Origin of the sequence: Microbacterium sp. SORGH_AS_0888, from assembly GCF_030818905.1 — a bacterium.
GTDB lineage: Bacteria > Actinomycetota > Actinomycetes > Actinomycetales > Microbacteriaceae > Microbacterium.
This window is the reverse complement of sequence record NZ_JAUTAZ010000001.1, coordinates 1,537,102-1,558,247: the sequence shown is the minus strand read 5'-3', so window position 1 is coordinate 1,558,247 and position 21,146 is coordinate 1,537,102. Positions and strand designations below refer to the sequence as shown.

Below are 21,146 nucleotides of genomic sequence, written 5' to 3'. Positions count from 1 at the left end.
CGCGTCCTAGGCTGGACGGATGCCGTCAGCGTTCGATCAGTCCCGGTACCAGGTCCGCCTCGAATGGGGTGCCGAGGGGCTCGCCCGTCTCGCTCCCGCCGATGTCGTCGTGCTCGTGGACGTGCTCACGGAGACGACGGTGCTGACGGATGCGGCGGCCCGCGGTGAGGCCGTGCCGGCGCCCGCGTCGCTCGCCGCCGCGATCGCCGCCGCGGGTGAGGCGCTGGTGCTCGCGGGCAGCCTGCGCAACGCCTCGGCCGTCGCACGGGCCGCGTTGGCCGAGCAGCACCGTCGCGGAGCACGCACCTCCATCGCGATCGTGCCCCTCGGCGAGCAGGGACGTGTCACGGTGGAGGACCAGTTCGGCGCCGGCGCGGTGATCGACGCCCTCGCCGCCATCGGCATCGATCACACGTCGCCGGAGTCGGCCGCCGCGAGCGAGGCGTTCCGGGGGCTCCGCCGGGCGCTCCGCCACCTGCTGACCGCCTCGGGCTCGGGGCAGGCGCTGCTGGATGCCGGACGTCGCGACGAGGTGCTCGCCGCGGCCGAGATCGACGCGGCGCACGTCGTGCCGGTGCTTCGGGACGGCGTCTTCGTCGCGGACTGAGCCGGCCGGCGCGAGAGCCGTCGCGACGGCTACCGCGGGGTCATCGCGGCGATGCGGTCGCTTCGTGTGATCTCGCGTCGCGTCCACACGAACGCGTGGGCGGGATCGAAGCGAGGCGCGCACTGCGCGCACGACACCTGCCGGGTCGCTCGGCGATGGCGATAGACCGTATGCCCCGCGGGGCATACACCCACCCAGGGCGCGAGCTCCGTGGCCGTCTCGCCCCGGTGCGTCGCCCCGCCGGCGTAGCCGATCTCGCGCGCGATGCGCCGCCAGACGGGTCCGTGCCCGGCGCGCTGCCCCGCGAGCGCGTGGGCGACCTCGTGCAGCAGCGTCTGATGGTTGTCCTCGTCGTCGTACCGGGCCGCGAGGTACCGCGACACGCTGATGCGCCGACGGGAGAAATCGCACAGCCCCGCTCGCCGGGTCGCGTTGTCGAACCCGAACGACCACGACTCGTCGAGGTGGAGCGCGATGAGCGCCTCGGCCCACTCGCGGACCCGCTGCAGTTCGGACATGGCGGAAGACTAGAGGCCGGCTCCGACACTCAGCTCGCGAGCCCTGCGTGCACGCGCCGCCGGTCGATCGCGTCGATCGCGAGCAGCGTCGGCTCGAGCTCCGCGTCGACGGCGCCGGACTCCTGCCGGAGGAACAGGGTGCGCTTGAAGTCCGCGCGCGCGCCGTCGAGGTCGTCGGCATCCCACCGGTTCTTGCCGCGGTGCTGGTAGGCGAATGCGGCGATGCCGGCCCACCCCTGGCCCTCTGCCTCTTCGGCGCAGGTCGTCAGCTCCTGCTCGGCGACGGCGTACTGGCCGCGCCACTGCAGGATCGTGGCGTGCAGGATGCGGGCGCGCAGCAGGTCCTTGCGGGTTCCGGCCATGCGGGCCGTGCGCACCGACTGCTCGGACACCAGAAGGGCCTCGTCGAGCTGATCGGTCACCTTCAGCAGCCACACCCGCTCCAGCAGAGCAGGCAGGCTCCGCAGCGTGCCGAGCTCCTCGAGCCGCTGCAGGCACTCGCGCTCGTCGACGATCTCTCGCAGCGTCTCGGCGTCGTAACCCCTGATGTAGCTCACGTCGTCTCCTCTCCGCGCGGTCGCCCATCCAGTCTGCCGGTCGTGGCGCGCATCGCGTCGAGGCCACGCCGCGTCGTGGCGACGCCACGCGGCGGTGTCCGGACGCCGCGCCGCGGCACGGTGCCGCTCCGACATCCCGTGGCCTCGCGCCCCGCCTTCCCCGCTCGGGAGGGGTCAGCGCTCGAACAGGGATGCCGCCGGCTTGGGCGATGCGACGGCGTCGGCGTCGGCGACGGGAACCGCCGAGCCCACGAAGGCCTCGAGCTCGGTCCCGTGCGCGACCTTGGCGGGGTGGGGGCCGGCCGCCATGAGCCGGGGGAGCCACTCGGTGGGGAGCGGGGCGGCGGAGGCCGCGATGACGAGGTTGCCGAAGCGGCGTCCCTTGAGGGTCTGCACCTCGGCGAGCAGCGCGACGTGCGGGAGCACCGCGCGCACGGTCGCGACCTGCCGGCGGGCGAAGGCGAGCCCGGCGCCGTCGGCGACGTTCACGAGCAGGACCCCCTCGGGCGCGAGCAGGTCCGCCGCCGCCCCGTAGAACTCCACGGTCGTGAGGTGCGCCGGGGTCTGCGCGCCCGCGTAGACGTCGGAGACGAGCAGGTCGACGGCCCCGGTCAGCGCAGCGGGCAGCCGGCCGAGTCCCTCCCGGGCGTCGCCGATCCGCACCCGGATCGCGGCGCCGCGCGGCAGCGGCAGCTGCTCGCGGACGAGCTCGACGAGCGCGGGCTCCAGCTCGATGACCTGCTGTCGCGACCCCGGTCGCGTGTGCGCGACGTAGCGCGGGATCGTGAGGGCGCCCGCGCCCAGGTGCACGGCGGTGAGGGGCTGGCCGGGCATCCGGAGCCGGTCGATCACGGCCGCCATGCGTGCGACGTACTCGAAGTGCAGATGCGTCGGATCGTCCAGGTCGACGTGCGACTGCGGGGTTCCGGCGACCTCGAGCTCGTAGCCGCTGGTGAAGCCGGAGGGCACGACGCGGGCGATGGAGCCGTCGGAGAGGCGCACCTGCGGGCGCTCGTCCGGTTCGTATCGCGCCCGTGCCACGTCTCTACGCTACCGGCCCGGCCGTGGAGCCGGGCCGGGCCGCCACGCCCGTGGCCCGGATCGGAACGCCGCCGCCGCGTCGGCGCGATGATGGTCTCGTGACCTCTCGCCCCACGGTGTTCGGCGCGGTGCTGACCGTGCTCGGCGCGGCGCTGACGCTCTGGGCGCTGCTCAGCGTCGACCGGCCGACGTGGGCGGTGGCGCTGGGCGTGGTCGCGATCGCGTGCTGGCTCGTGCGGACGGTGCTGGTGTTCGCGACACGACGCGCGGCCGGGGCGGCCATCGCGCGGTGGGCCGCGGTCGCGGCGGTCGCGACGGGCTCGATCGCGGGACCGGCCACGGGCGGCAACGCGCTCGTGCCCGCGGTCGTCTGCGTCATGGTGCTGCTGGCGGATGCCGCGTTCCCGCCGGTCGCGGGCGGCATCGTCCTGGCGGGCTCGCTCGGGATCGTGGCGGTCGCGGCGATCGGCGCCGCGACGTCGCTGCCGGGCCTCGGCGCGATGCTCGTCGCCCTGCTCGTCGGGGGACTGGCCGGCGTCAGCCGCCGGCAGGTCGCGCGAGCGCTCCGACGCGAGGCGCTGCTCGCGGAGCGCGACCGGCAGCTGCGGGAGGAGGCCGCGCGCGTCGCGCTCGCCCGCGACCTGCACGACGTGCTCGCGCACAGTCTCGGGGGCCTGGTCGTGCAGCTGGATGCCGCGGAGGCGCTGCGGGAGGCGGGCGACCCCGCCGCCGCGCTGGAGCGGCTGACGGGTGCGCGCGAGCTCGCGGCGTCCGGTCTCGGCGAGGCGCGCCGGGCCGTCGCGGCGCTCCGGCGCCCCGCGACGGCGCAGGCGGGGCAGGACGCCGCGCCCGTGCCGCCGGAGGAGGTCGAGCGGCTGCTCGACGAGCTCGTGGCGGTGCACCGGGGGCTCGGCGGCGCGATCCGCTGGGAGCGTGTCGGCACGCCCGCGCCCCTGACCCCGGCGCAGGCCACGGCCCTGCAGCGCGCGCTGCAGGAGGCGCTGAGCAACGCCCGTCGCCATGCGCCCGGGGCGACGGTCGAGGCGAGCGTCCGCTGGCAGGCCGACCTCGTCCGGCTGACCGTCGCGAATCCGCTGACGACGCCGGGCGGCGGGGCGGCGTCCGGCGGATACGGCCTGCGGGGGATGGCCGAGCGGATGCGAGAGCTCCCGCGGGGCGGCCGGGTCCACGTCGACGAGACCGCCGGGCGGTTCGTGCTCGTCGTCGAGGAGGGGCTCGGGTGAGCGGGGACCGGCCGATCCGGGTGGTCGTCGCGGACGACCAGGCGATCGTGCGCGAGGGTCTCGCGACGGTCCTCGCGCTCCTGCCCGACATCGAGGTGGTCGGCACGGCCGGCGACGGGGCCGAGGCCGTCGCGCTGGCTGTGCAGCGGCATCCCGACGTCGTGCTGATGGATCTGCGGATGCCGGGCATGGACGGCGCCGCGGCGACCGCGCGGCTGGCGGTCGAGGTGCCCGGCGCCGCCGTGCTCGTGCTGACGACGTACGCGGACGACGAGTCGATCCTGGCCGCTCTCCGAGCGGGTGCGAAGGGGTACCTGACCAAGGACGCCGGACGTGCGGAGGTCGCCGCGGCCGTGCGGTCGGTCGCGCGCGGGCAGTCCACCTTCAGCGCGGAGGTGGGCGCGGCTCTCGTCGGCTCGTTGACCGGGACGCGGCGAGCGCCCCTCTCGGCCGCGGAGGAGCTCGCCGCGCGCCTGCCGCAGCTGACGCCCCGGGAGGCCGAGGTGCTCGCGCTCCTGGCGCAGGGCCGCACGAACGGGCAGATCGCCGAGCTCCTGTACGTGGGGACGTCGACGGTCAAGACGCATGTCAACGCGCTCTTCGCGAAGCTCGGCGTGCGCGACCGGGCAGCCGCCGCGGCGATCGCGCGGGGCGACGCGCCCCCGCCGCAGCGCTGAGCGCGACCGGTCGCGGAACGGGATTTATACCGCAGGAAGGAAAACTGGTCAAGAACCGCGCTGGACACGGCGCGTCATCAGCCGTATAGTTGTTCTTTGCGCTCCCATCCTCCTGCCCTCATATGGTGGTCGGCTGTTCTTTCGCTCCCCCGTGCATATTGCGGCGCGTGATGCGAAGGCTTCGGGGATGGGGAGCACTCCACCTGACGACAAGGAACACGAGCCCCTGCCCGGGCCCACGGAGGTAATCCCCTTGGCTGCTGCGCCGAACGCATCCACCACCACCCCGAAGAACGGACGCGCGGCATCGCGCCTCTCGTTCGCGAAGATCACCGACACGCTCACCGTCCCCGACCTCCTCGCGCTCCAGACCGAGTCCTTCGACTGGCTCGTGGGCAACGAGGCCTGGAAGGCGCGCGTCGCCGAGGCGCAGGCCGCCGGCCGCACCGACGTGCCGGAGATCAGCGGCCTCGAGGAGATCTTCGAGGAGATCTCGCCCATCGAGGACCTCAGCGAGACGATGCAGCTGAGCTTCACGAACCCGTACCTCGAGCCGGAGAAGTACTCGATCGAGGAGTGCAAGGAGCGCGGCAAGACCTACGCCGCCCCGCTGTACGTCGAGGCCGAGTTCATGAACCACCAGACCGGTGAGATCAAGACGCAGACGGTCTTCATGGGCGACTTCCCGCTCCAGACCGACAAGGGCACGTTCATCATCAACGGCACCGAGCGTGTCGTCGTCTCGCAGCTCGTCCGCTCGCCCGGCGTGTACTTCGACCGCGTCGCCGACAAGACGAGCGACAAGGACATCGTCTCCGCCCGCATCATCCCGAGCCGCGGCGCCTGGCTCGAGTTCGAGATCGACAAGCGCGACCAGGTCGGCGTGCGCATCGATCGCAAGCGCAAGCAGTCGGTCACGGTGTTCCTGAAGGCGCTGGGGCTGACCAGCGAGGACATCCTGAACGAGTTCGCGGGCTTCTCCTCGATCGAGGAGACGCTCGAGAAGGACACGATCCTCACCAAGGAGGACGCGCTCCGCGACATCTACCGCAAGCTCCGTCCGGGCGAGCAGGTCGCCGCGGAGGCGGCCCGCGCGCTGCTCGACAACTTCTACTTCTCGCCCAAGCGCTACGACCTGGCCAAGGTGGGTCGCTACAAGATCAACCAGAAGCTGGGCCTGGACAAGCCGCTGAGCGACTCGGTGCTCACGGTCGACGACATCGTCGCGACCATCAAGTACCTCGTGCGTCTCCACCGCGGCGACGCGTCCTTCGAGGGCCTGCGCAGCGGCAAGCAGGCCGAGATCCGCATCGACGTCGACGACATCGACAACTTCGGCAACCGCCGCATCCGTGCGGTCGGCGAGCTCATCCAGAACCAGGTCCGCACGGGCCTGTCGCGCATGGAGCGCGTGGTGCGCGAGCGCATGACCACGCAGGACATCGAGGCGATCACCCCGCAGACCCTGATCAACGTGCGGCCCGTGGTCGCCGCGATCAAGGAGTTCTTCGGCACCTCGCAGCTGTCGCAGTTCATGGACCAGAACAACCCGCTCGCGGGGCTGACCCACAAGCGCCGCCTGTCGGCGCTCGGCCCCGGCGGCCTCTCGCGCGAGCGCGCGGGCGTCGAGGTCCGCGACGTACACCCGTCGCACTACGGCCGCATGTGCCCGATCGAGACGCCGGAAGGCCCGAACATCGGTCTGATCGGCTCGCTCGCGTCCTTCGCGCGCATCAACGCGTTCGGCTTCATCGAGACGCCGTACCGTCGTGTCGAGAACGGCCGGGTCACCGACCAGATCGACTACCTCACCGCGAGCGAGGAGAACGACTACATCGTCGCGCAGGCCGGTGCCGAGCTCGACAAGAACGGCCACTTCACGCGCGAGCGCATCCTCGCCCGCCGCGGAAACGGCGGCGAGGTCGACCTGTTCCCCGCCGATGAGATCGGCTACATGGATGTCTCGCCGCGCCAGATGGTGTCGGTCGCGACCTCGCTGATCCCGTTCCTCGAGCACGACGACGCGAACCGCGCGCTCATGGGCGCGAACATGCAGCGTCAGGCCGTGCCGCTCGTGCGCAGCGAGTCGCCCGTGGTCGGCACCGGTATGGAGGGCTACGCCGCGATCGACGCCGGCGACGTCGTCACCGCGCAGAAGTCGGGCGTCGTGCTGGAGGTCTCGGCCGACGTCGTGACGATCCAGCTCGACGAGGGCGGGACGCAGGACTACTTCCTGCGCAAGTTCGACCGCTCCAACCAGGGCACGAGCTACAACCAGCGCGTCATCGTCTCGGCGGGAGACCGCATCGAGGCCGGCGAGGTCATCGCGGACGGCCCCGCGACCGAGAACGGCGAGCTCGCCCTCGGAAAGAACCTGCTGGTCGGGTTCATGACGTGGGAGGGCCACAACTTCGAGGACGCGATCATCCTCAGCCAGGAGCTGGTGAAGGACGACACCCTCTCCTCGATCCACATCGAGGAGTACGAGGTCGATGCCCGCGACACGAAGCTGGGCAAGGAGGAGATCACCCGTGACCTCCCCAACGTCAGCCCCGACCTGCTGAAGGACCTGGACGAGCGCGGCATCATCCGCATCGGCGCCGAGGTCCGCCCCGGCGACATCCTCGTCGGCAAGGTCACGCCCAAGGGCGAGACCGAGCTGAGCGCCGAGGAGCGTCTGCTCCGCGCGATCTTCAACGAGAAGAGCCGCGAGGTCCGTGACACCTCCCTCAAGGTGCCCCACGGCGAGCAGGGCACGATCATCGCGGTCAAGGAGTTCAACGCCGAGGACGGCGACGACGAGCTGGGCTCGGGCGTCAACCGTCGCGTCGTGGTCTACATCGCCCAGAAGCGCAAGATCACCGAGGGCGACAAGCTCGCCGGCCGCCACGGCAACAAGGGCGTCATCGCGAAGATCCTCCCGGTCGAGGACATGCCCTTCCTCGCCGACGGCACGCCGCTGGACGTCATCCTCAACCCGCTCGGCATCCCCGGCCGCATGAACTTCGGCCAGGTGCTGGAGCTCCACCTCGGCTGGATCGCCAAGCAGGGCTGGAAGGTCGAGGGCACCCCGGAGTGGGCGCTCCACCTGCCGGAGTCCGCTCGTGAGGCCGCTCCCGGCACGAAGGTCGCCACCCCGGTGTTCGACGGCGCGTTCGAGGACGAGATCGCGGGTCTGCTCGACTCGACGACCCCGAACCGCGACGGCGTGCGGCTCATCGACTCGAGCGGGAAGACGACGCTGTTCGACGGCCGCTCCGGCGAGCCGTTCCCGGCGCCCATCTCGGTCGGCTACATGTACATCCTGAAGCTGCACCACCTGGTGGACGACAAGATCCACGCCCGTTCCACCGGCCCCTACTCGATGATCACGCAGCAGCCGCTGGGTGGTAAGGCGCAGTTCGGCGGCCAGCGCTTCGGTGAGATGGAGGTGTGGGCGCTCGAGGCCTACGGCGCCGCCTACGCGCTGCAGGAGCTCCTCACGATCAAGTCCGACGACATCCTCGGCCGTGTGAAGGTCTACGAGGCCATCGTCAAGGGCGAGAACATCCAGGAGCCCGGCATCCCCGAGTCGTTCAAGGTGCTCATGAAGGAGATGCAGTCGCTCTGCCTGAACGTCGAGGTGCTCTCGGCCGACGGCACGGCGGTCAACCTCCGCGACACGGATGACGACGCCTTCCGCGCGGCGGAGGAGCTCGGCATCAACATCTCCGCCCGGTTCGAGTCCTCGTCGATCGACGAGATCTGATCCGGCCAGGCAACGAACAGAATTCCGACACAGGAGAATCAGTGCTCGAGTCACACACCTTCGATCAGCTTCGCATCGGCCTGGCCACCGCTGACGACATCCGTCGTTGGTCCTTCGGCGAGGTCAAGAAGCCCGAGACCATCAACTACCGCACGCTCAAGCCCGAGAAGGACGGCCTGTTCGGCGAGCAGATCTTCGGTCCCAGCCGGGACTGGGAGTGCGCCTGCGGCAAGTACAAGCGCGTCCGCTTCAAGGGCATCGTCTGCGAGCGCTGCGGCGTCGAGGTCACCAAGTCCTCGGTCCGCCGTGAGCGCATGGGCCACATCGAGCTCGCCGCTCCCGTGACGCACATCTGGTACTTCAAGGGCGTCCCCTCGCGCCTCGGGTACCTGCTCGACATGGCGCCCAAGGACCTCGAGAAGGTCATCTACTTCGCCGCCTACATGGTCATCTCGGTCGATGAGGAGGCCCGCCACCGCGACCTCCCGACGCACGAGAACAACCTCCGCCTGGAGATCAAGAACCTCGGCGACCGTCGCGACGCCCGCGTCGCCGCGCGCCTGAGCAAGCTGGAGGAGGAGCTCGCCGCCCTGGAGGCGGAGGGCGCCAAGGCCGACGCCAAGAAGAAGGTCAAGGACGCCGCCGAGAAGGAGATGTCGCAGATCCGCAAGAACGCGGACGAGCAGATCGCCAAGCTCGAGCGCGTCTGGGAGGACTTCCGCTCGCTCGAGGTCGGCGTCCTCAAGCCCGAGGACGAGATCTTCAACGAGCTCGTCGACCGGTTCGGCCAGTACTTCGAGGCCTACATGGGCGCGGAGTCCATCAAGCGCCGCCTCGAGGCCTTCGACCTGCAGGCCGAGGCCGACTCGCTCCACCTGCAGATCTCGGAGGGCAAGGGCCAGCGCAAGATCCGTGCGATCAAGCGCCTCAAGGTCGTCAACTCCTTCCTGCAGACCGGCATGAGCCCGGCCTCGATGGTCCTCGACGTCGTCCCGGTGATCCCGCCGGAGCTGCGTCCCATGGTCCAGCTCGACGGTGGCCGCTTCGCCACCAGCGACCTGAACGACCTGTACCGTCGCGTGATCAACCGCAACAACCGTCTCCGTCGGCTGATCGATCTCGGCGCGCCCGAGATCATCGTCAACAACGAGAAGCGGATGCTGCAGGAGGCCGTCGACGCGCTGTTCGACAACGGACGTCGCGGCCGCCCGGTCACCGGCACCGGCAACCGCGCGCTCAAGTCGCTCTCCGACATGCTCAAGGGCAAGCAGGGCCGGTTCCGTCAGAACCTGCTCGGCAAGCGCGTCGACTACTCGGGCCGTTCGGTCATCATCGTCGGCCCGCAGCTCAAGCTGCACCAGTGCGGTCTGCCCAAGCAGATGGCGCTCGAGCTGTTCAAGCCGTTCGTGATCAAGCGCCTGATCGACCTCGGCCACTCGCAGAACATCAAGGCCGCCAAGCGCGCCGTCGAGCGCACGCGTCCCGAGGTCTGGGACGTGCTCGAGGAGATCATCCGCGAGCGCCCGGTGCTCCTCAACCGCGCGCCCACGCTGCACCGCCTCGGCATCCAGGCCTTCGAGCCGCAGCTCGTCGAGGGCAAGGCCATCCAGCTGCACCCGCTCGTCTGCACGGCCTTCAACGCCGACTTCGACGGCGACCAGATGGCCGTCCACCTGCCGCTGTCGGTCGAGGCCCAGGCCGAGGCCCGCATCCTGATGCTGGCGTCCAACAACATCCTGAAGCCGTCGGACGGCCGCCCGGTGACCCTGCCCTCGCAGGACATGATCATCGGTCTGCACCACCTGACCACGGTCAAGGAGGGCGCAGCCGGTGAGGGGCGTGTGTTCGGCTCGGTCGGCGAGGCGATCCTCGCGAAGGACGAGGGCACCCTCGACCTGCAGGCGAAGGTCCGCATCCGCATCCCGGGTCTCACCTTCCTCGAGGGCGAGGCCCCGGAGGGCTACGAGCGCCACGGGCTGGTGGACGCCTCGCTCGGCCAGGCGATCTTCAACGACACGCTCCCCAAGGGCTACCCGTTCGTGCGCGAGCAGGCCGACAAGGGCAAGCTGTCGCAGATCGTCAACAAGCTGGCCGAGGAGTACCCGAAGGTGGAGGTCGCGGCCTCCCTCGACCGGATCAAGGACGCCGGCTTCTTCTGGGCGACCCGTTCGGGCGTCACGGTCGCGCTCAGCGACATCCTGACCCCGCCGAACAAGCCCGAGATCATCGCGGGCTACGAGAAGCAGGCGGCCAAGGTCCAGGCCCAGTACGAGAAGGGTCTCACCACCGACGCCGAGCGTCGGCAGGAGCTCATCAAGATCTGGACCGAGGCGACCGACGAAGTCCAGGCCGCGATGCGGGCGAACTTCCCGGCGGACAACACGATCAACCGCATGGTGTCCTCGGGCGCCCGCGGTAACTGGCTGCAGATCCGGAACATCGCCGGCATGCGAGGCCTCGTGAACAACCCGAAGGGTGAGATCATCGCCCGCCCGATCATCTCCTCGTACCGCGAGGGTCTGAGCGTGGCGGAGTACTTCATCGCGACCCACGGTGCCCGCAAGGGTCTGGCCGACACGGCGCTCCGTACGGCCGACTCGGGCTACCTGACCCGGCGTCTCGTGGACGTCTCGCAGGATGTCATCATCCGCGAGGAGGACTGCGGCACGACCAAGGGCCTCGAGCTCCCGATCGCCGCAGCCGGCGCCGACGGCGTGCTCGTGAAGGACGCGAACGTCGAGAACTCGGTGTTCGCCCGCACGCTCGCGGCCGACGTGGTCTCGGAGTCCGGCGAGGTGCTGGCCGAGGCCGGCTCCGACGTGGGCGATGTTCTCATCAACCGGCTCGTCGAGTCGGGTGTGACCACGATCAAGGTCCGCTCGGTCCTGACCTGCGACTCGGCGGTCGGCGTCTGCGCGAAGTGCTACGGTCGCTCGCTCGCGACCGGCAAGGTCGTCGACATCGGCGAGGCGGTCGGCATCATCGCCGCCCAGTCGATCGGTGAGCCCGGCACGCAGCTGACGATGCGTACCTTCCACACGGGTGGTTCGGCCTCCGCCGAGGACATCACCCAGGGTCTGCCGCGCGTGCAGGAGCTGTTCGAGGCGCGTACCCCCAAGGGCGCGTCCCCGATCGCCGAGGCCGACGGCCGCATCACGATCGAGGAGACCGACAAGCAGAAGAAGGTCATCCTCACGCCCGACAACGGCGACGAGCCGCACGTCTACCCGGTCCTCAAGCGCGCCACCCTCCTCGTCGAGGACGGGCAGCACGTCGAGGTCGGCCAGCCGCTGCAGGTGGGCACGCTGGACCCGAAGGAGATCATGCGCGTGCAGGGTGCGCGCGAGGTGCAGAAGTACCTCGTGGGCGGCGTGCAGGGCGTGTACCGCTCCCAGGGTGTGCCGATCCACGACAAGCACATCGAGGTCATCGTCCGCCAGATGCTGCGCAAGGTCACGGTCGTCGACCACGGCGACACGACCCTGCTGCCGGGTGAGCTCGTCGACTCGCGTCGCTTCATCGACATCAACCGTGCGTCCGTGGCCGAGGGCAAGCGCCCCGCGTCGGGACGCCCGGAGCTGATGGGTATCACGAAGGCGTCGCTCGCGACCGAGTCGTGGCTGTCGGCGGCGTCGTTCCAGGAGACGACGCGCGTGCTGACGCAGGCCGCGATGGAGGGCAAGAGCGACCCGCTCGTGGGCCTGAAGGAGAACGTCATCATCGGAAAGCTGATCCCCGCGGGGACCGGCCTGTCGAAGTACCGCAACGTGACGGTCGAGGCGACCGAGGAGGCCAAGAGCGAGCGGTACCCCAACCGCATCTTCGCCTCCGACGGTGCGTACAGCGACGCCGACCTGAGCTACGTCGACTTCGACAGCTTCTCGACGGACGACTTCACGCCCGGCACCTACAACTGACCGAGCCCGGCTGACCGAGCCCGACTGACCGCGAGACCAGTCCCGCGCGCCGAGACCCTGGGGTTTCCCCACGGTCTCGGCGCCGCGGACTGGTCTCGCGGTCTTTTGTGCTCGCGCAGGCGTGGCACCGTGTGCGCGCCGACCTCGAGCGGGACGGCTATCGGGGCATCGCGGTCGACCTCGCCGGTCACGGCCGCAGCCCCCGAGGTGATCGTCGGCCGTCTTCGGCCTCGCCGACACACGCCCCCTCGCGCCGCCGGTGAGGCGCACCGCGTCTCGTCATCCTCGCGGAGAAGAGCCTGCTGATCACGAGGCGGGTCGCTGCGAGCCTGCAGGGACGGGGCATGACCGTGACGACGCCGGCCGGATCCGGGCACACGCTCTTCCGCGACGACCACCCGGGCTTGATACGACTGGTGACCGGACGGCTCGCCCAGGTGCTGCCCCAGCGCGTGTGAGCCGATCCGCGCCGCGTGCCGCTGCCCGGTGGGGGAGGACCCGCGACGTACCGTGGAGTGCGGAGGGATCGTGGCGCGGATCGGCGGACGCAACATCGGCATGGCCTGGATCGCCGGCATCATCTGTGCCGGCGTCGTCGCCGTGCTGTTCGGGCTCGCCGCGCCGGGCATCCCCGGTGCGGTCGCCCTCGTCGGCGACCTGCTGCGCCAGCGCGACGCGGTCCCGTCCTTCGCGCAGAAGGCCGCCGTCTCGGACGCGCCCACGAAGACGCCCGAGTGCCGGGCGCTCTACACCGACGCCCTGTGGTCCCAGCTCACGCAGCGCGCCGGCGGCGACCCCACGCAGGACACGAGCGCGCCCGCGACCGCCGTCGCCGGTCTCGCCAGCGCGCTCGCGCCCACCGTGCGCGTCACGTGCACCTTCGTCGGCGCGAGCACGGGCCGCATCACCACGACCGTCGCGGACGTCGCCGCGGATGCCGCCTCGGTCGCCCAGGCGACGCTCGAGGTGAGCGGCTTCGCGTGCGCCCCCTTCGGAGACGGCGTGCGCTGCACACGGGCCGCGGGCGCGGTCGTCGAGGAGGATGCCGTCCGCGGCGGCGTGTGGATCTCGACGACGTACGACGGCTGGCGACCCGAGGGCTACCTCGACCGGATCGCGCCGCAGATCTGGCCGGGCTGACCGCTCAGCCGAACACGTGCGCGATCACGCTGTCGGTGTATCCCGTCGGGGCGAGGTTGATGTAGGACGTGTCGATCATCACGTCCTGCCGCCAGAACAGCGTGCGCCCGGCCTCGACCGGGTAGGTGTCGTCTATCCACGACTTCTCGCACCGGGTGCCGCCGGACGGCGTGTAGCACGTGTACTGCTGGTCGTTGCGCAGCGTGTTCATGAGGTCGAGCGCCGGGCCGCGGTCCATGCGCGAGATCGTGGTGGCGAGCCGGCCGGTGTCGGTGCCGGGATATCCCCACACGCATTTCAGGCTGCCGTCGGGCTGCACGCCGACGTCCGTGCCGTACGCCGGGTCGTTCAGCGGCAGGCTGCCGAACTGGGCGATGACCTCGGGGGACAGGACGCTGCGGCAGTCGGTCGGCAGCGCGACCGGCGTCGGGCTGGGGGTGGGCGTCGCAGCGGGGGAGGATGCGGCGCCGGCGGAGGCGGACGGGGCGGTCGTCGCCGGCACCGGGGGCGTCGGGTCGGGCGCGCAGGCCGACAGCGCGATGCCGAGCGAGGCCAGCAGCGGAAGGATGATCGGGGCGACACGGCGCATGGCTTCACGCTAGCGGGAACCGATTCGCCGTGACGGCTGCGCGCCTCCGGGGCGCGCCGCGACCCTCCGGTTACTCTCGCGGTGCGGGCGAGTGTCCCGTATGAGGAGCGGATTGCGATGAGTGACCCGAAGACGACCCACGACGGCGATCAGGCCGAGCCGGAGCTGAGCCCGGAAGAGGCCGTCGCGCGCGCGAACGAGGGACTGGCGGATGCCGAGGCCGCAGGCCGTGAGGCCGTCGCCGATCCCGCGGAGGGTGAGGTCGTCGTGGAGCGGGCCGAGGAGACCGTCGTGACCGAGGACGCCGTCGCCGAGCCCGCCGCCGAGACCGCCGCGACGGCGGACGAGGACGTCGCCTGGTACGACCGTCCGCTCGAGGAGACCCCGGGCGCGGCCGAGCCCGACGCGCCCGCCGAGCGCGTCGAGGCCGCGGCGCCGATTGCCGCGGACGACCCCGCTCCCGCCGAGGAGACGGTCGTCGCCCCGGTGCCGCCGACTGCCGCCGAGCCGGTCGCCGCGACGGACACCTACGTCGCGCCCGCGGCGACGGCGCAGCCGATCTTCGTCCAGGCGCCCGAGGCTCCGCGTCCGCGCGGCAACCGCGGTGCCGCCGGCGCGATCGGTCTCCTCGCCACGCTGGCGTTCGGCGCGCTGTTCCTCGCCGTGATCCTGCTCTCGAGCCTCCTGTTCGGCACGATCGAGACCGGCGATCTGGTCGACGCCGTCATCGCCACCGTGACGTCGTGGGTGTTCTGGACGCCCGTCGTCGCCTTCTTCATCGGCTTCTGGTTCCTCGGCGCGATCCTCAACCGCGCGCGCTGGGGCCACTGGGTCATCTGGGGTCTGCTCGTGGGCGTCGTCGCCTACGGCGGCTACATCCTCGGTGCGCTCTTCCAGGCGCCGTTCTGGGAGCTCACCGCGAGCGAGGGCAGGGCGCTCCTGAGCGCGCAGGCCTTCACGCCGTACGCGATCGCGGCCTTCGTGATCGGCCGTGAGCTCACGATCTGGTTCGGCGGGTGGGTCGCCCGGCGCGGCCGGCGCCTGAACGAGCTGAACGCCGAGGCGCAGCGCGAGTACGAGCGCACGCTCGAGGCGGGGCCGCAACTGTACCAGGCGTGAGCGAGCAGCCGCCGTCGCGGTCCGTGCGCCCGAGCGTGGTGCTCGGGATGTGCACGGTGGGCTTCTTCGCGGTGGTGGTGGCGGGACTCGGGTTCGCGAGCCTGCTCACGGATGCGGACGTGATCGCGGTGCGCGGGCTCGGGCAGGGGCCCGGCGTGGTGGGGATCGCGATCGCGTGCGCGACCTTCGCGATCGCGGTGTGGTCGGCGATCCGCCGCCCACCGGGGTCCTTCCGGTCGGTGCCGGTCGTGGTCGCAGCCACCTACCTCGCCTACGTGCTCGCCACGGGGGTCGCCGCGGCCGTGGTGTCGTCCGATCTCGGGGCCGGGCTCGCGGTGACGGGCGAGCTCGCCACGGGGTGGCAGGGCGGGGTCGTCGCGGCGGCGGCCCTGCTCGCGGGGATCGCCGGCGTCGCACTCGCCCGGATGAGCGCCGCCAGACCCCGATGGCCGTGGGAACGGGACGACGAGGACTGAGGGGCACAGGAGCCGTGGCGCCCCTTCTTCCCCGCCATTCCGCGGGATCCGCGCCCGGGGCGCTACCTTTGAAGGCGTGGAGCGCTCGCTCGAGACGCAGGTGAGCCAGGCCGTCGACGCCTGGCTCCGATGGCTGCCCCGGTGGGAGCCCGCGACCCACGCCGGGAGGGTCGCCCCCTGCCGCCGTTGCCTCGGGTCACCCGTGCTCTCCGCCGCGGGCGTCGGAACCGACGTCCCGCACGGCGTGCAGCACGGGCTCTCGACCCGCGTGAAGGCCATCATCGACCACGCCGTCGCCGAGTACACGGCGCGCAACCTTCCGCTGCTGCAGGCCGAGCTCGACCAGCAGGCCACGCGCAACCGAGCCCGCAGCTACCGGCCCGGCGAGGGGCTCGACCCGGAGTTCGAGGGACTGCCGCTGGATCCCGAGCCGACGCCGGGCGCGCCGTTCCTGTTCACGATCGCGGGTCTTGCCGAGCAGGCGGATGCGGATGTCCCCGCCCTGCCGCCGCTGTCCGAGGAGGCGAAGGCCGCCCTCCGGCAGGAGGTCGGCCTCGCCGACGACTACGCCAACATGATCGGTCGGGAGGTGTGCAGCATCCTGCTCCACCACCGGCTCCGCATCCAGTCCGCGATCGCCGAGCACGTCGAGCCGCAGATCGCGGCGCTGCTCGACGACCTGACCCGCTCGCTCGACGCTCCCTTCGACCCTCGTGATCTCGAGGGTCCTCGATCCTGAGGCACCACATGCAGACCGCTCTTCTCCATGCCGCGACCAGCCCGCTCATCCCGGGCGGGCGCACCGTCGTCATCGTCCTGCTCGTCGCGATCGTGCCCGGGCTGCTCGTCTACGTGTGGACGGCGCTCGCCCTCTCCCGCGTGTACGCCAAGCTCGGGATCGCCGGCTGGAAGGCATGGGTGCCCGTCTACAACGCGGTCGTGTTCCTCGGGCTCGGCGGCTTCAGCGGCTGGCTGCTGCTCCTGCTCCTCATCCCGCTGTTCGGCGCCGTCTTCGTCTATGTCGCGATCGTGACCTCGGCGCACCGCGTCAACGCCGTGTTCGGCCACGGTGCGGGCATGACCGTCCTCGCCGCCCTCGTCTTCCCGGTGTGGGCGAGCGTCCTGGGCTTCGGCGGGGCGGACCCCGCGCCCGACGGCGATGCTTACGACCGCGGTCACGATCGGCTCCGGGACGAGGATGCCGCGGCCGCGCTGCGCGCGCTCTCGCCGGACTTCGGGCGGCCGGCGCTGAACGAGCCGCTGTTCGACGCGCGCCGCGAGGTGCTCCCGCCGTCGGCCTGGATCCCCGCCGCGCCCGAGCCCGAGCGCGCCGCGGCGCCGGTGCTCGCGCCCGAGACCTGGGCACCCCGTGCGGAACCGCCCGCGGCCGCTCCCGCGCACGTGGCGGAGCCGCCGACCGTCGCGGTGCCGGTGAGGAGCGAGGCCCCGGCCGCGCCGCCGGCGCCGGAGCCCGCTCCGGTCACGTCCTGGTGGATGCCGGCACCCGACGAGCGTGCGGCCGCGGCCCCGTCGGCACGGGTGGCGCCCGAGCCCGCCGCCGCGGTGCCGCCGCCGCCCGCCGCCCCCGCGCCGCCCGTCGCCCCGGTCGCCGCCCCGCCGGTCCTCCGCGAGGCGTACCTCCCCGAGGCGGACGCCTTCCCCGAGGAGTCCGGCGCCGTCTCGGCCGTCGCGGGCTCACCGACCGCCGGCGCCCCCCGCGCCGCGGCATCCGCGGTCTCGGCCTTCCGCCCGGGCGTGGGCGACATCGCCGACGACACCTTCATCGCGCAGCGCAAGCGCGCGCTCTGGGCGCTCGAGCTCCCCGACGGCACAGCGGTCGATCTCACGGAGGAGACGGTCGTGCTGGGGCGTCGTCCTTCGCCGGTGCCGGCCGCGCCGGGAGCGCAGCTGATCACGATCGAGGAGGAGACCCGGACGATCTCCAAGACGCACGCGCTCCTGCGCAGGCAGGGCGAGACGTGGACGATCTCGGACCTGGGGTCGACGAACGGCGTGATGGTCGACACGGTCGAGGTCGAGCCCGGCCAGTCGGTCGTGCTCGACGGCGACTTCCTGCTCGGAGACGCGACGCTGCGCCTCGCCCGCCGCCGCTGACGGGCTCGTTTGACCGCGTGGCCCGCACGCGCGTATCATAGGGCGGGTGTGCGCTCAGTGCGCGCCCTGCGTCATGCCCGGCATGGCGGAGAGCGCGACCGGTCGCATCATCTCAGGGAATGACCTGCGAACAGGCCACCCCCACGGCATATCCACCACGACACGCGTCAGACATCCTGCCGCGTCGGTGGATTCGTGTGGCCCGTCGGAGACACGAAACGTCACCGACGGGGGAGACCACGTCGCTGTCACCGTGCAGCACTGACAAGGAGAGAACGTGCCAACCATTCAGCAGTTGGTTCGCAAGGGGCGTGCGCCGAAGGTCTCGAAGACCAAGGCTCCCGCGCTGAAGGCGAACCCGCAGCAGGCGGGGGTCTGCACCCGCGTCTACACGACGACCCCGAAGAAGCCGAACTCGGCGATGCGCAAGGTCGCCCGTGTCAAGCTCCGCAACGGCACCGAGGTCACCGCCTACATCCCCGGCGAGGGCCACAACCTGCAGGAGCACTCCCTCGTGCTCGTCCGCGGCGGTCGTGTGAAGGACCTCCCGGGTGTGCGCTACAAGATCGTCCGCGGTGCCCTGGACACCCAGGCCGTCAAGAACCGTAAGCAGGCGCGCAGCCGCTACGGCGCGAAGAAGGGCTGAGAACAATGCCTCGTAAGGGTCCCGCCCCGAAGCGTCCCGTCGTCAACGACCCGGTGTACGGCGCTCCCGTCGTCACGCAGCTCGTCAACAAGATCCTCATCGACGGCAAGAAGTCCCTCGCCGAGTCGATCGTCTACGGCGCCCTCAGCGGCGTCGAGACCAAGACCGGTGCGGACGCCGTCGCCACCCTCAAGAAGGCGCTCGACAACGTGCGCCCCACCCTCGAGGTCAAGAGCCGCCGCGTCGGCGGCTCGACCTACCAGGTTCCGGTCGAGGTCAAGCCGCACCGCGCGAACACGCTGGCGCTGCGCTGGCTCGTCAGCTACGCGAAGGGCCGTCGCGAGAAGACGATGACCGAGCGTCTGCAGAACGAGATCCTCGACGCCTCGAACGGTCTCGGCGCCGCCGTGAAGCGTCGCGAGGACACCCACAAGATGGCCGAGTCGAACCGCGCCTTCGCGCACTACCGCTGGTAACAGCATCCGGTGACGGGACGGGATCCCCGTCCCGTCACCGGGCATCACCTCACAACAGGTAAGGAAGACACCTCGTGGCACAAGACGTGCTCACGGACCTCAAGAAGGTCCGCAACATCGGCATCATGGCCCACATCGACGCCGGCAAGACGACGACGACCGAGCGCATCCTGTTCTACACGGGCGTCAACCACAAGATCGGCGAGACCCACGACGGCGCCGCCACCACCGACTGGATGGAGCAGGAGCAGGAGCGCGGCATCACGATCACCTCCGCCGCGGTGACCTGCTTCTGGAACAACCACCAGATCAACATCATCGACACCCCCGGACACGTGGACTTCACGGTCGAGGTGGAGCGCTCGCTCCGCGTCCTCGACGGCGCGGTCGCCGTCTTCGACGGCAAGGAGGGCGTCGAGCCCCAGTCCGAGACGGTGTGGCGTCAGGCCGACAAGTACGACGTTCCGCGCATCTGCTTCGTCAACAAGATGGACAAGCTGGGCGCCGACTTCTACTTCACGGTCGACACGATCGTCAACCGCCTGAAGGCCAAGCCGCTCGTGCTGCAGCTGCCCATCGGTGTCGAGAACGACTTCATCGGCGTCGTCGACCTGGTCGAGATGCGGGCCCTCGTGTGGCCCGGCGACGCCAAGGGCGACGTGACGATGGGCGCGAAGTACGAGGTGCAGGAGATCCCCGCCGACCTCGCCGACCGCGCCGCGGAGTACCGCGAGAAGCTGCTCGAGACCGTCGCCGAGAGCGATGAGGCGCTGCTGGAGAAGTACTTCGGCGGCGAGGAGCTCACGGTCGCCGAGATCAAGGGCGCCATCCGCAAGCTCACCGTCGCGGGCGAGCTCTACCCCGTCCTGTGCGGCTCGGCGTTCAAGAACCGCGGTGTGCAGCCGATGCTCGACGCGGTCGTGGACTACCTCCCGTCGCCCCTCGACGTCCCGGCCATCGAGGCGCACGACCCGAAGGACGAGGAGAAGATCATCGAGCGTCACGCCGACGCCGACGAGCCCTTCGCCGCCCTCGCCTTCAAGATCGTGTCGCACCCGTTCTTCGGCCGACTGACCTACATCCGCGTCTACTCGGGTCACCTCGAGTCCGGCGCGCAGGTCGTCAACGCGACCAAGGGCAAGAAGGAGCGCATCGGGAAGATCTTCCAGATGCACGCCAACAAGGAGAACCCGGTCGACTCGGTCACCGCCGGTCACATCTACGCCGTCATCGGTCTGAAGGACACGACGACCGGTGACACGCTCTCGGATGCCACGAACCAGGTCGTGCTGGAGTCGATGACCTTCCCGGAGCCGGTCATCGAGGTCGCGATCGAGCCGAAGACGAAGGCGGACCAGGAGAAGCTGGGCGTCGCGATCCAGAAGCTCGCCGAGGAGGACCCGACGTTCCGCGTCGAGCAGAACTCGGAGACCGGTCAGACCGTCATCAAGGGGATGGGCGAGCTTCACCTCGACATCCTCGTGGACCGCATGAAGCGCGAGTTCAAGGTCGAGGCCAACGTCGGCAAGCCCCAGGTGGCCTACCGCGAGACGATCAAGAAGAACGTCGAGCGCCACGACTACACCCACAAGAAGCAGACCGGTGGCTCGGGTCAGTTCGCGAAGATCCAGTTCGCGATCGAGCCCATCGAGGTCACGGCCGACAAGATCTACGAGTTCGAGAACAAGGTCACCGGTGGCCGTATCCCGCGCGAGTACATCGAGCCGACCAACCAGGGCTTCCAGGACGCGATGGCCGTGGGCGTGCTCGCGGGCTACCCGATGGTGGGCGTGAAGGCGACCCTCATCGACGGTGCCTCGCACGACGTCGACTCGTCCGAGATGGCGTTCAAGATCGCCGGTTCGATGGGCTTCAAGGAGGCCGTCCGCAAGGCGAACCCGGTGCTCCTCGAGCCGCTGATGGCGGTCGAGGTGCGTACGCCCGAGGAGTACATGGGCGACGTCATCGGCGACCTGAACTCCCGTCGCGGTCAGATCCAGTCCATGGAGGATGCCGCCGGCGTCAAGGTCGTCCGTGCGCTCGTCCCGCTGTCCGAGATGTTCGGCTACATCGGCGACCTGCGCTCGAAGACCTCGGGTCGCGCGGTCTACTCCATGGAGTTCGACAGCTACGCCGAGGTGCCTCGGGCCGTCGCCGACGAGATCGTCCAGAAGAACAAGGGCGAGTGAGCCCGCGCGGGTGCGGCGGCGTGCTGCCGCACCCGCTCCTCTGGTCCACAACTTCACACGAACCCTCTCTACTAAACTGAGAACCAT

Annotated in this window: 17 protein-coding genes; 13 read left to right on the top strand and 4 right to left on the bottom strand. The window is 70.7% G+C overall.

Features of this window, described 5'->3' with window-relative positions; translation table 11 throughout:
• Positions 1 to 19 precede the first annotated feature (19 nt).
• Entirely contained in the window at positions 20 to 607 is a 588-nt protein-coding gene (locus tag QE381_RS07650) for a 2-phosphosulfolactate phosphatase (protein ID WP_307216945.1), read from the top strand.
• Positions 608 to 636: 29 nt separating this feature from the next.
• Here the strand turns inward: QE381_RS07650 and QE381_RS07645 are convergent, their stop codons facing one another.
• The 3 genes from QE381_RS07645 to QE381_RS07635 all read right to left on the bottom strand — a co-directional run bounded on the left by QE381_RS07645 (position 637) and on the right by QE381_RS07635 (position 2,723).
• Positions 637 to 1,125, bottom strand: coding sequence for a SprT-like domain-containing protein (locus QE381_RS07645; RefSeq protein ID WP_307216942.1), 489 nt, complete (start codon positions 1,123 to 1,125; stop codon positions 637 to 639).
• A gap of 29 nt (positions 1,126 to 1,154) precedes the next feature.
• Positions 1,155 to 1,682, bottom strand: a complete 528-nt coding sequence (locus QE381_RS07640) for a hypothetical protein (protein ID WP_307216940.1) — start codon at positions 1,680 to 1,682, stop codon at positions 1,155 to 1,157.
• 174 nt (positions 1,683 to 1,856) lie between these two features.
• The gene (locus QE381_RS07635; protein ID WP_307216938.1) at positions 1,857 to 2,723 is read right to left on the bottom strand and encodes a spermidine synthase; all 867 of its coding nucleotides are present in this window, start codon (positions 2,721 to 2,723) and stop codon (positions 1,857 to 1,859) included.
• A gap of 98 nt (positions 2,724 to 2,821) precedes the next feature.
• Between QE381_RS07635 and QE381_RS07630 the strand changes: the two genes are divergently transcribed.
• From QE381_RS07630 to QE381_RS07610, 5 genes are all read left to right on the top strand, one after another.
• On the top strand, positions 2,822 to 3,967 hold the full coding sequence (locus QE381_RS07630; RefSeq protein WP_307216936.1) for a sensor histidine kinase: 1,146 nt from the start codon (positions 2,822 to 2,824) through the stop codon (positions 3,965 to 3,967).
• The gene (locus QE381_RS07625) at positions 3,964 to 4,644 is read left to right on the top strand and encodes a response regulator transcription factor (RefSeq protein ID WP_307216934.1); all 681 of its coding nucleotides are present in this window, start codon (positions 3,964 to 3,966) and stop codon (positions 4,642 to 4,644) included. The genes QE381_RS07630 and QE381_RS07625 overlap by 4 nt, the downstream gene beginning before the upstream one ends.
• Positions 4,645 to 4,897: 253 nt before the next feature.
• A complete protein-coding gene (rpoB, locus tag QE381_RS07620; RefSeq protein WP_307216932.1) occupies positions 4,898 to 8,392 on the top strand; it encodes a DNA-directed RNA polymerase subunit beta in 3,495 nt (1,164 codons plus the stop codon).
• A gap of 41 nt (positions 8,393 to 8,433) precedes the next feature.
• Positions 8,434 to 12,309 carry a DNA-directed RNA polymerase subunit beta' gene (rpoC, locus tag QE381_RS07615; RefSeq protein WP_307216930.1) on the top strand — a complete coding sequence of 1,292 codons (3,876 nt, stop codon included), beginning with the start codon at positions 8,434 to 8,436 and terminating at the stop codon, positions 12,307 to 12,309.
• Between the two features lie 528 nt (positions 12,310 to 12,837).
• Positions 12,838 to 13,449 (top strand): hypothetical protein, encoded by a 612-nt coding sequence (locus tag QE381_RS07610; protein WP_307216928.1) that lies wholly within the window; start codon positions 12,838 to 12,840, stop codon positions 13,447 to 13,449.
• 4 nt (positions 13,450 to 13,453) lie between these two features.
• Here the strand turns inward: QE381_RS07610 and QE381_RS07605 are convergent, their stop codons facing one another.
• Positions 13,454 to 14,038, bottom strand: coding sequence for a hypothetical protein (locus QE381_RS07605; protein ID WP_307216926.1), 585 nt, complete (start codon positions 14,036 to 14,038; stop codon positions 13,454 to 13,456).
• A gap of 117 nt (positions 14,039 to 14,155) precedes the next feature.
• Between QE381_RS07605 and QE381_RS07600 the strand changes: the two genes are divergently transcribed.
• From QE381_RS07600 to fusA, 7 genes are all read left to right on the top strand, one after another.
• Entirely contained in the window at positions 14,156 to 15,157 is a 1,002-nt protein-coding gene (locus QE381_RS07600) for an ABC transporter (RefSeq protein WP_307216924.1), read from the top strand.
• Entirely contained in the window at positions 15,154 to 15,633 is a 480-nt protein-coding gene (locus tag QE381_RS07595; RefSeq protein WP_307216922.1) for a hypothetical protein, read from the top strand. Before QE381_RS07600 ends, QE381_RS07595 begins: the two co-directional genes overlap by 4 nt.
• A gap of 76 nt (positions 15,634 to 15,709) precedes the next feature.
• Positions 15,710 to 16,372, top strand: a complete 663-nt coding sequence (locus QE381_RS07590) for a spermidine/putrescine ABC transporter substrate-binding protein (protein ID WP_307216920.1) — start codon at positions 15,710 to 15,712, stop codon at positions 16,370 to 16,372.
• 8 nt (positions 16,373 to 16,380) lie between these two features.
• Positions 16,381 to 17,748: a DUF5684 domain-containing protein gene (locus QE381_RS07585; RefSeq protein WP_307216918.1), complete on the top strand. Its 1,368-nt coding sequence runs from the start codon at positions 16,381 to 16,383 to the stop codon at positions 17,746 to 17,748.
• A gap of 277 nt (positions 17,749 to 18,025) precedes the next feature.
• On the top strand, positions 18,026 to 18,394 hold the full coding sequence (gene rpsL, locus QE381_RS07580) for a 30S ribosomal protein S12 (protein WP_150920677.1): 369 nt from the start codon (positions 18,026 to 18,028) through the stop codon (positions 18,392 to 18,394).
• A gap of 5 nt (positions 18,395 to 18,399) precedes the next feature.
• Positions 18,400 to 18,870, top strand: a complete 471-nt coding sequence (gene rpsG / locus QE381_RS07575; RefSeq protein WP_307216914.1) for a 30S ribosomal protein S7 — start codon at positions 18,400 to 18,402, stop codon at positions 18,868 to 18,870.
• Between the two features lie 74 nt (positions 18,871 to 18,944).
• Positions 18,945 to 21,059 carry an elongation factor G gene (fusA, locus tag QE381_RS07570; RefSeq protein WP_307216912.1) on the top strand — a complete coding sequence of 705 codons (2,115 nt, stop codon included), beginning with the start codon at positions 18,945 to 18,947 and terminating at the stop codon, positions 21,057 to 21,059.
• Positions 21,060 to 21,146: the final 87 nt, after the last annotated feature.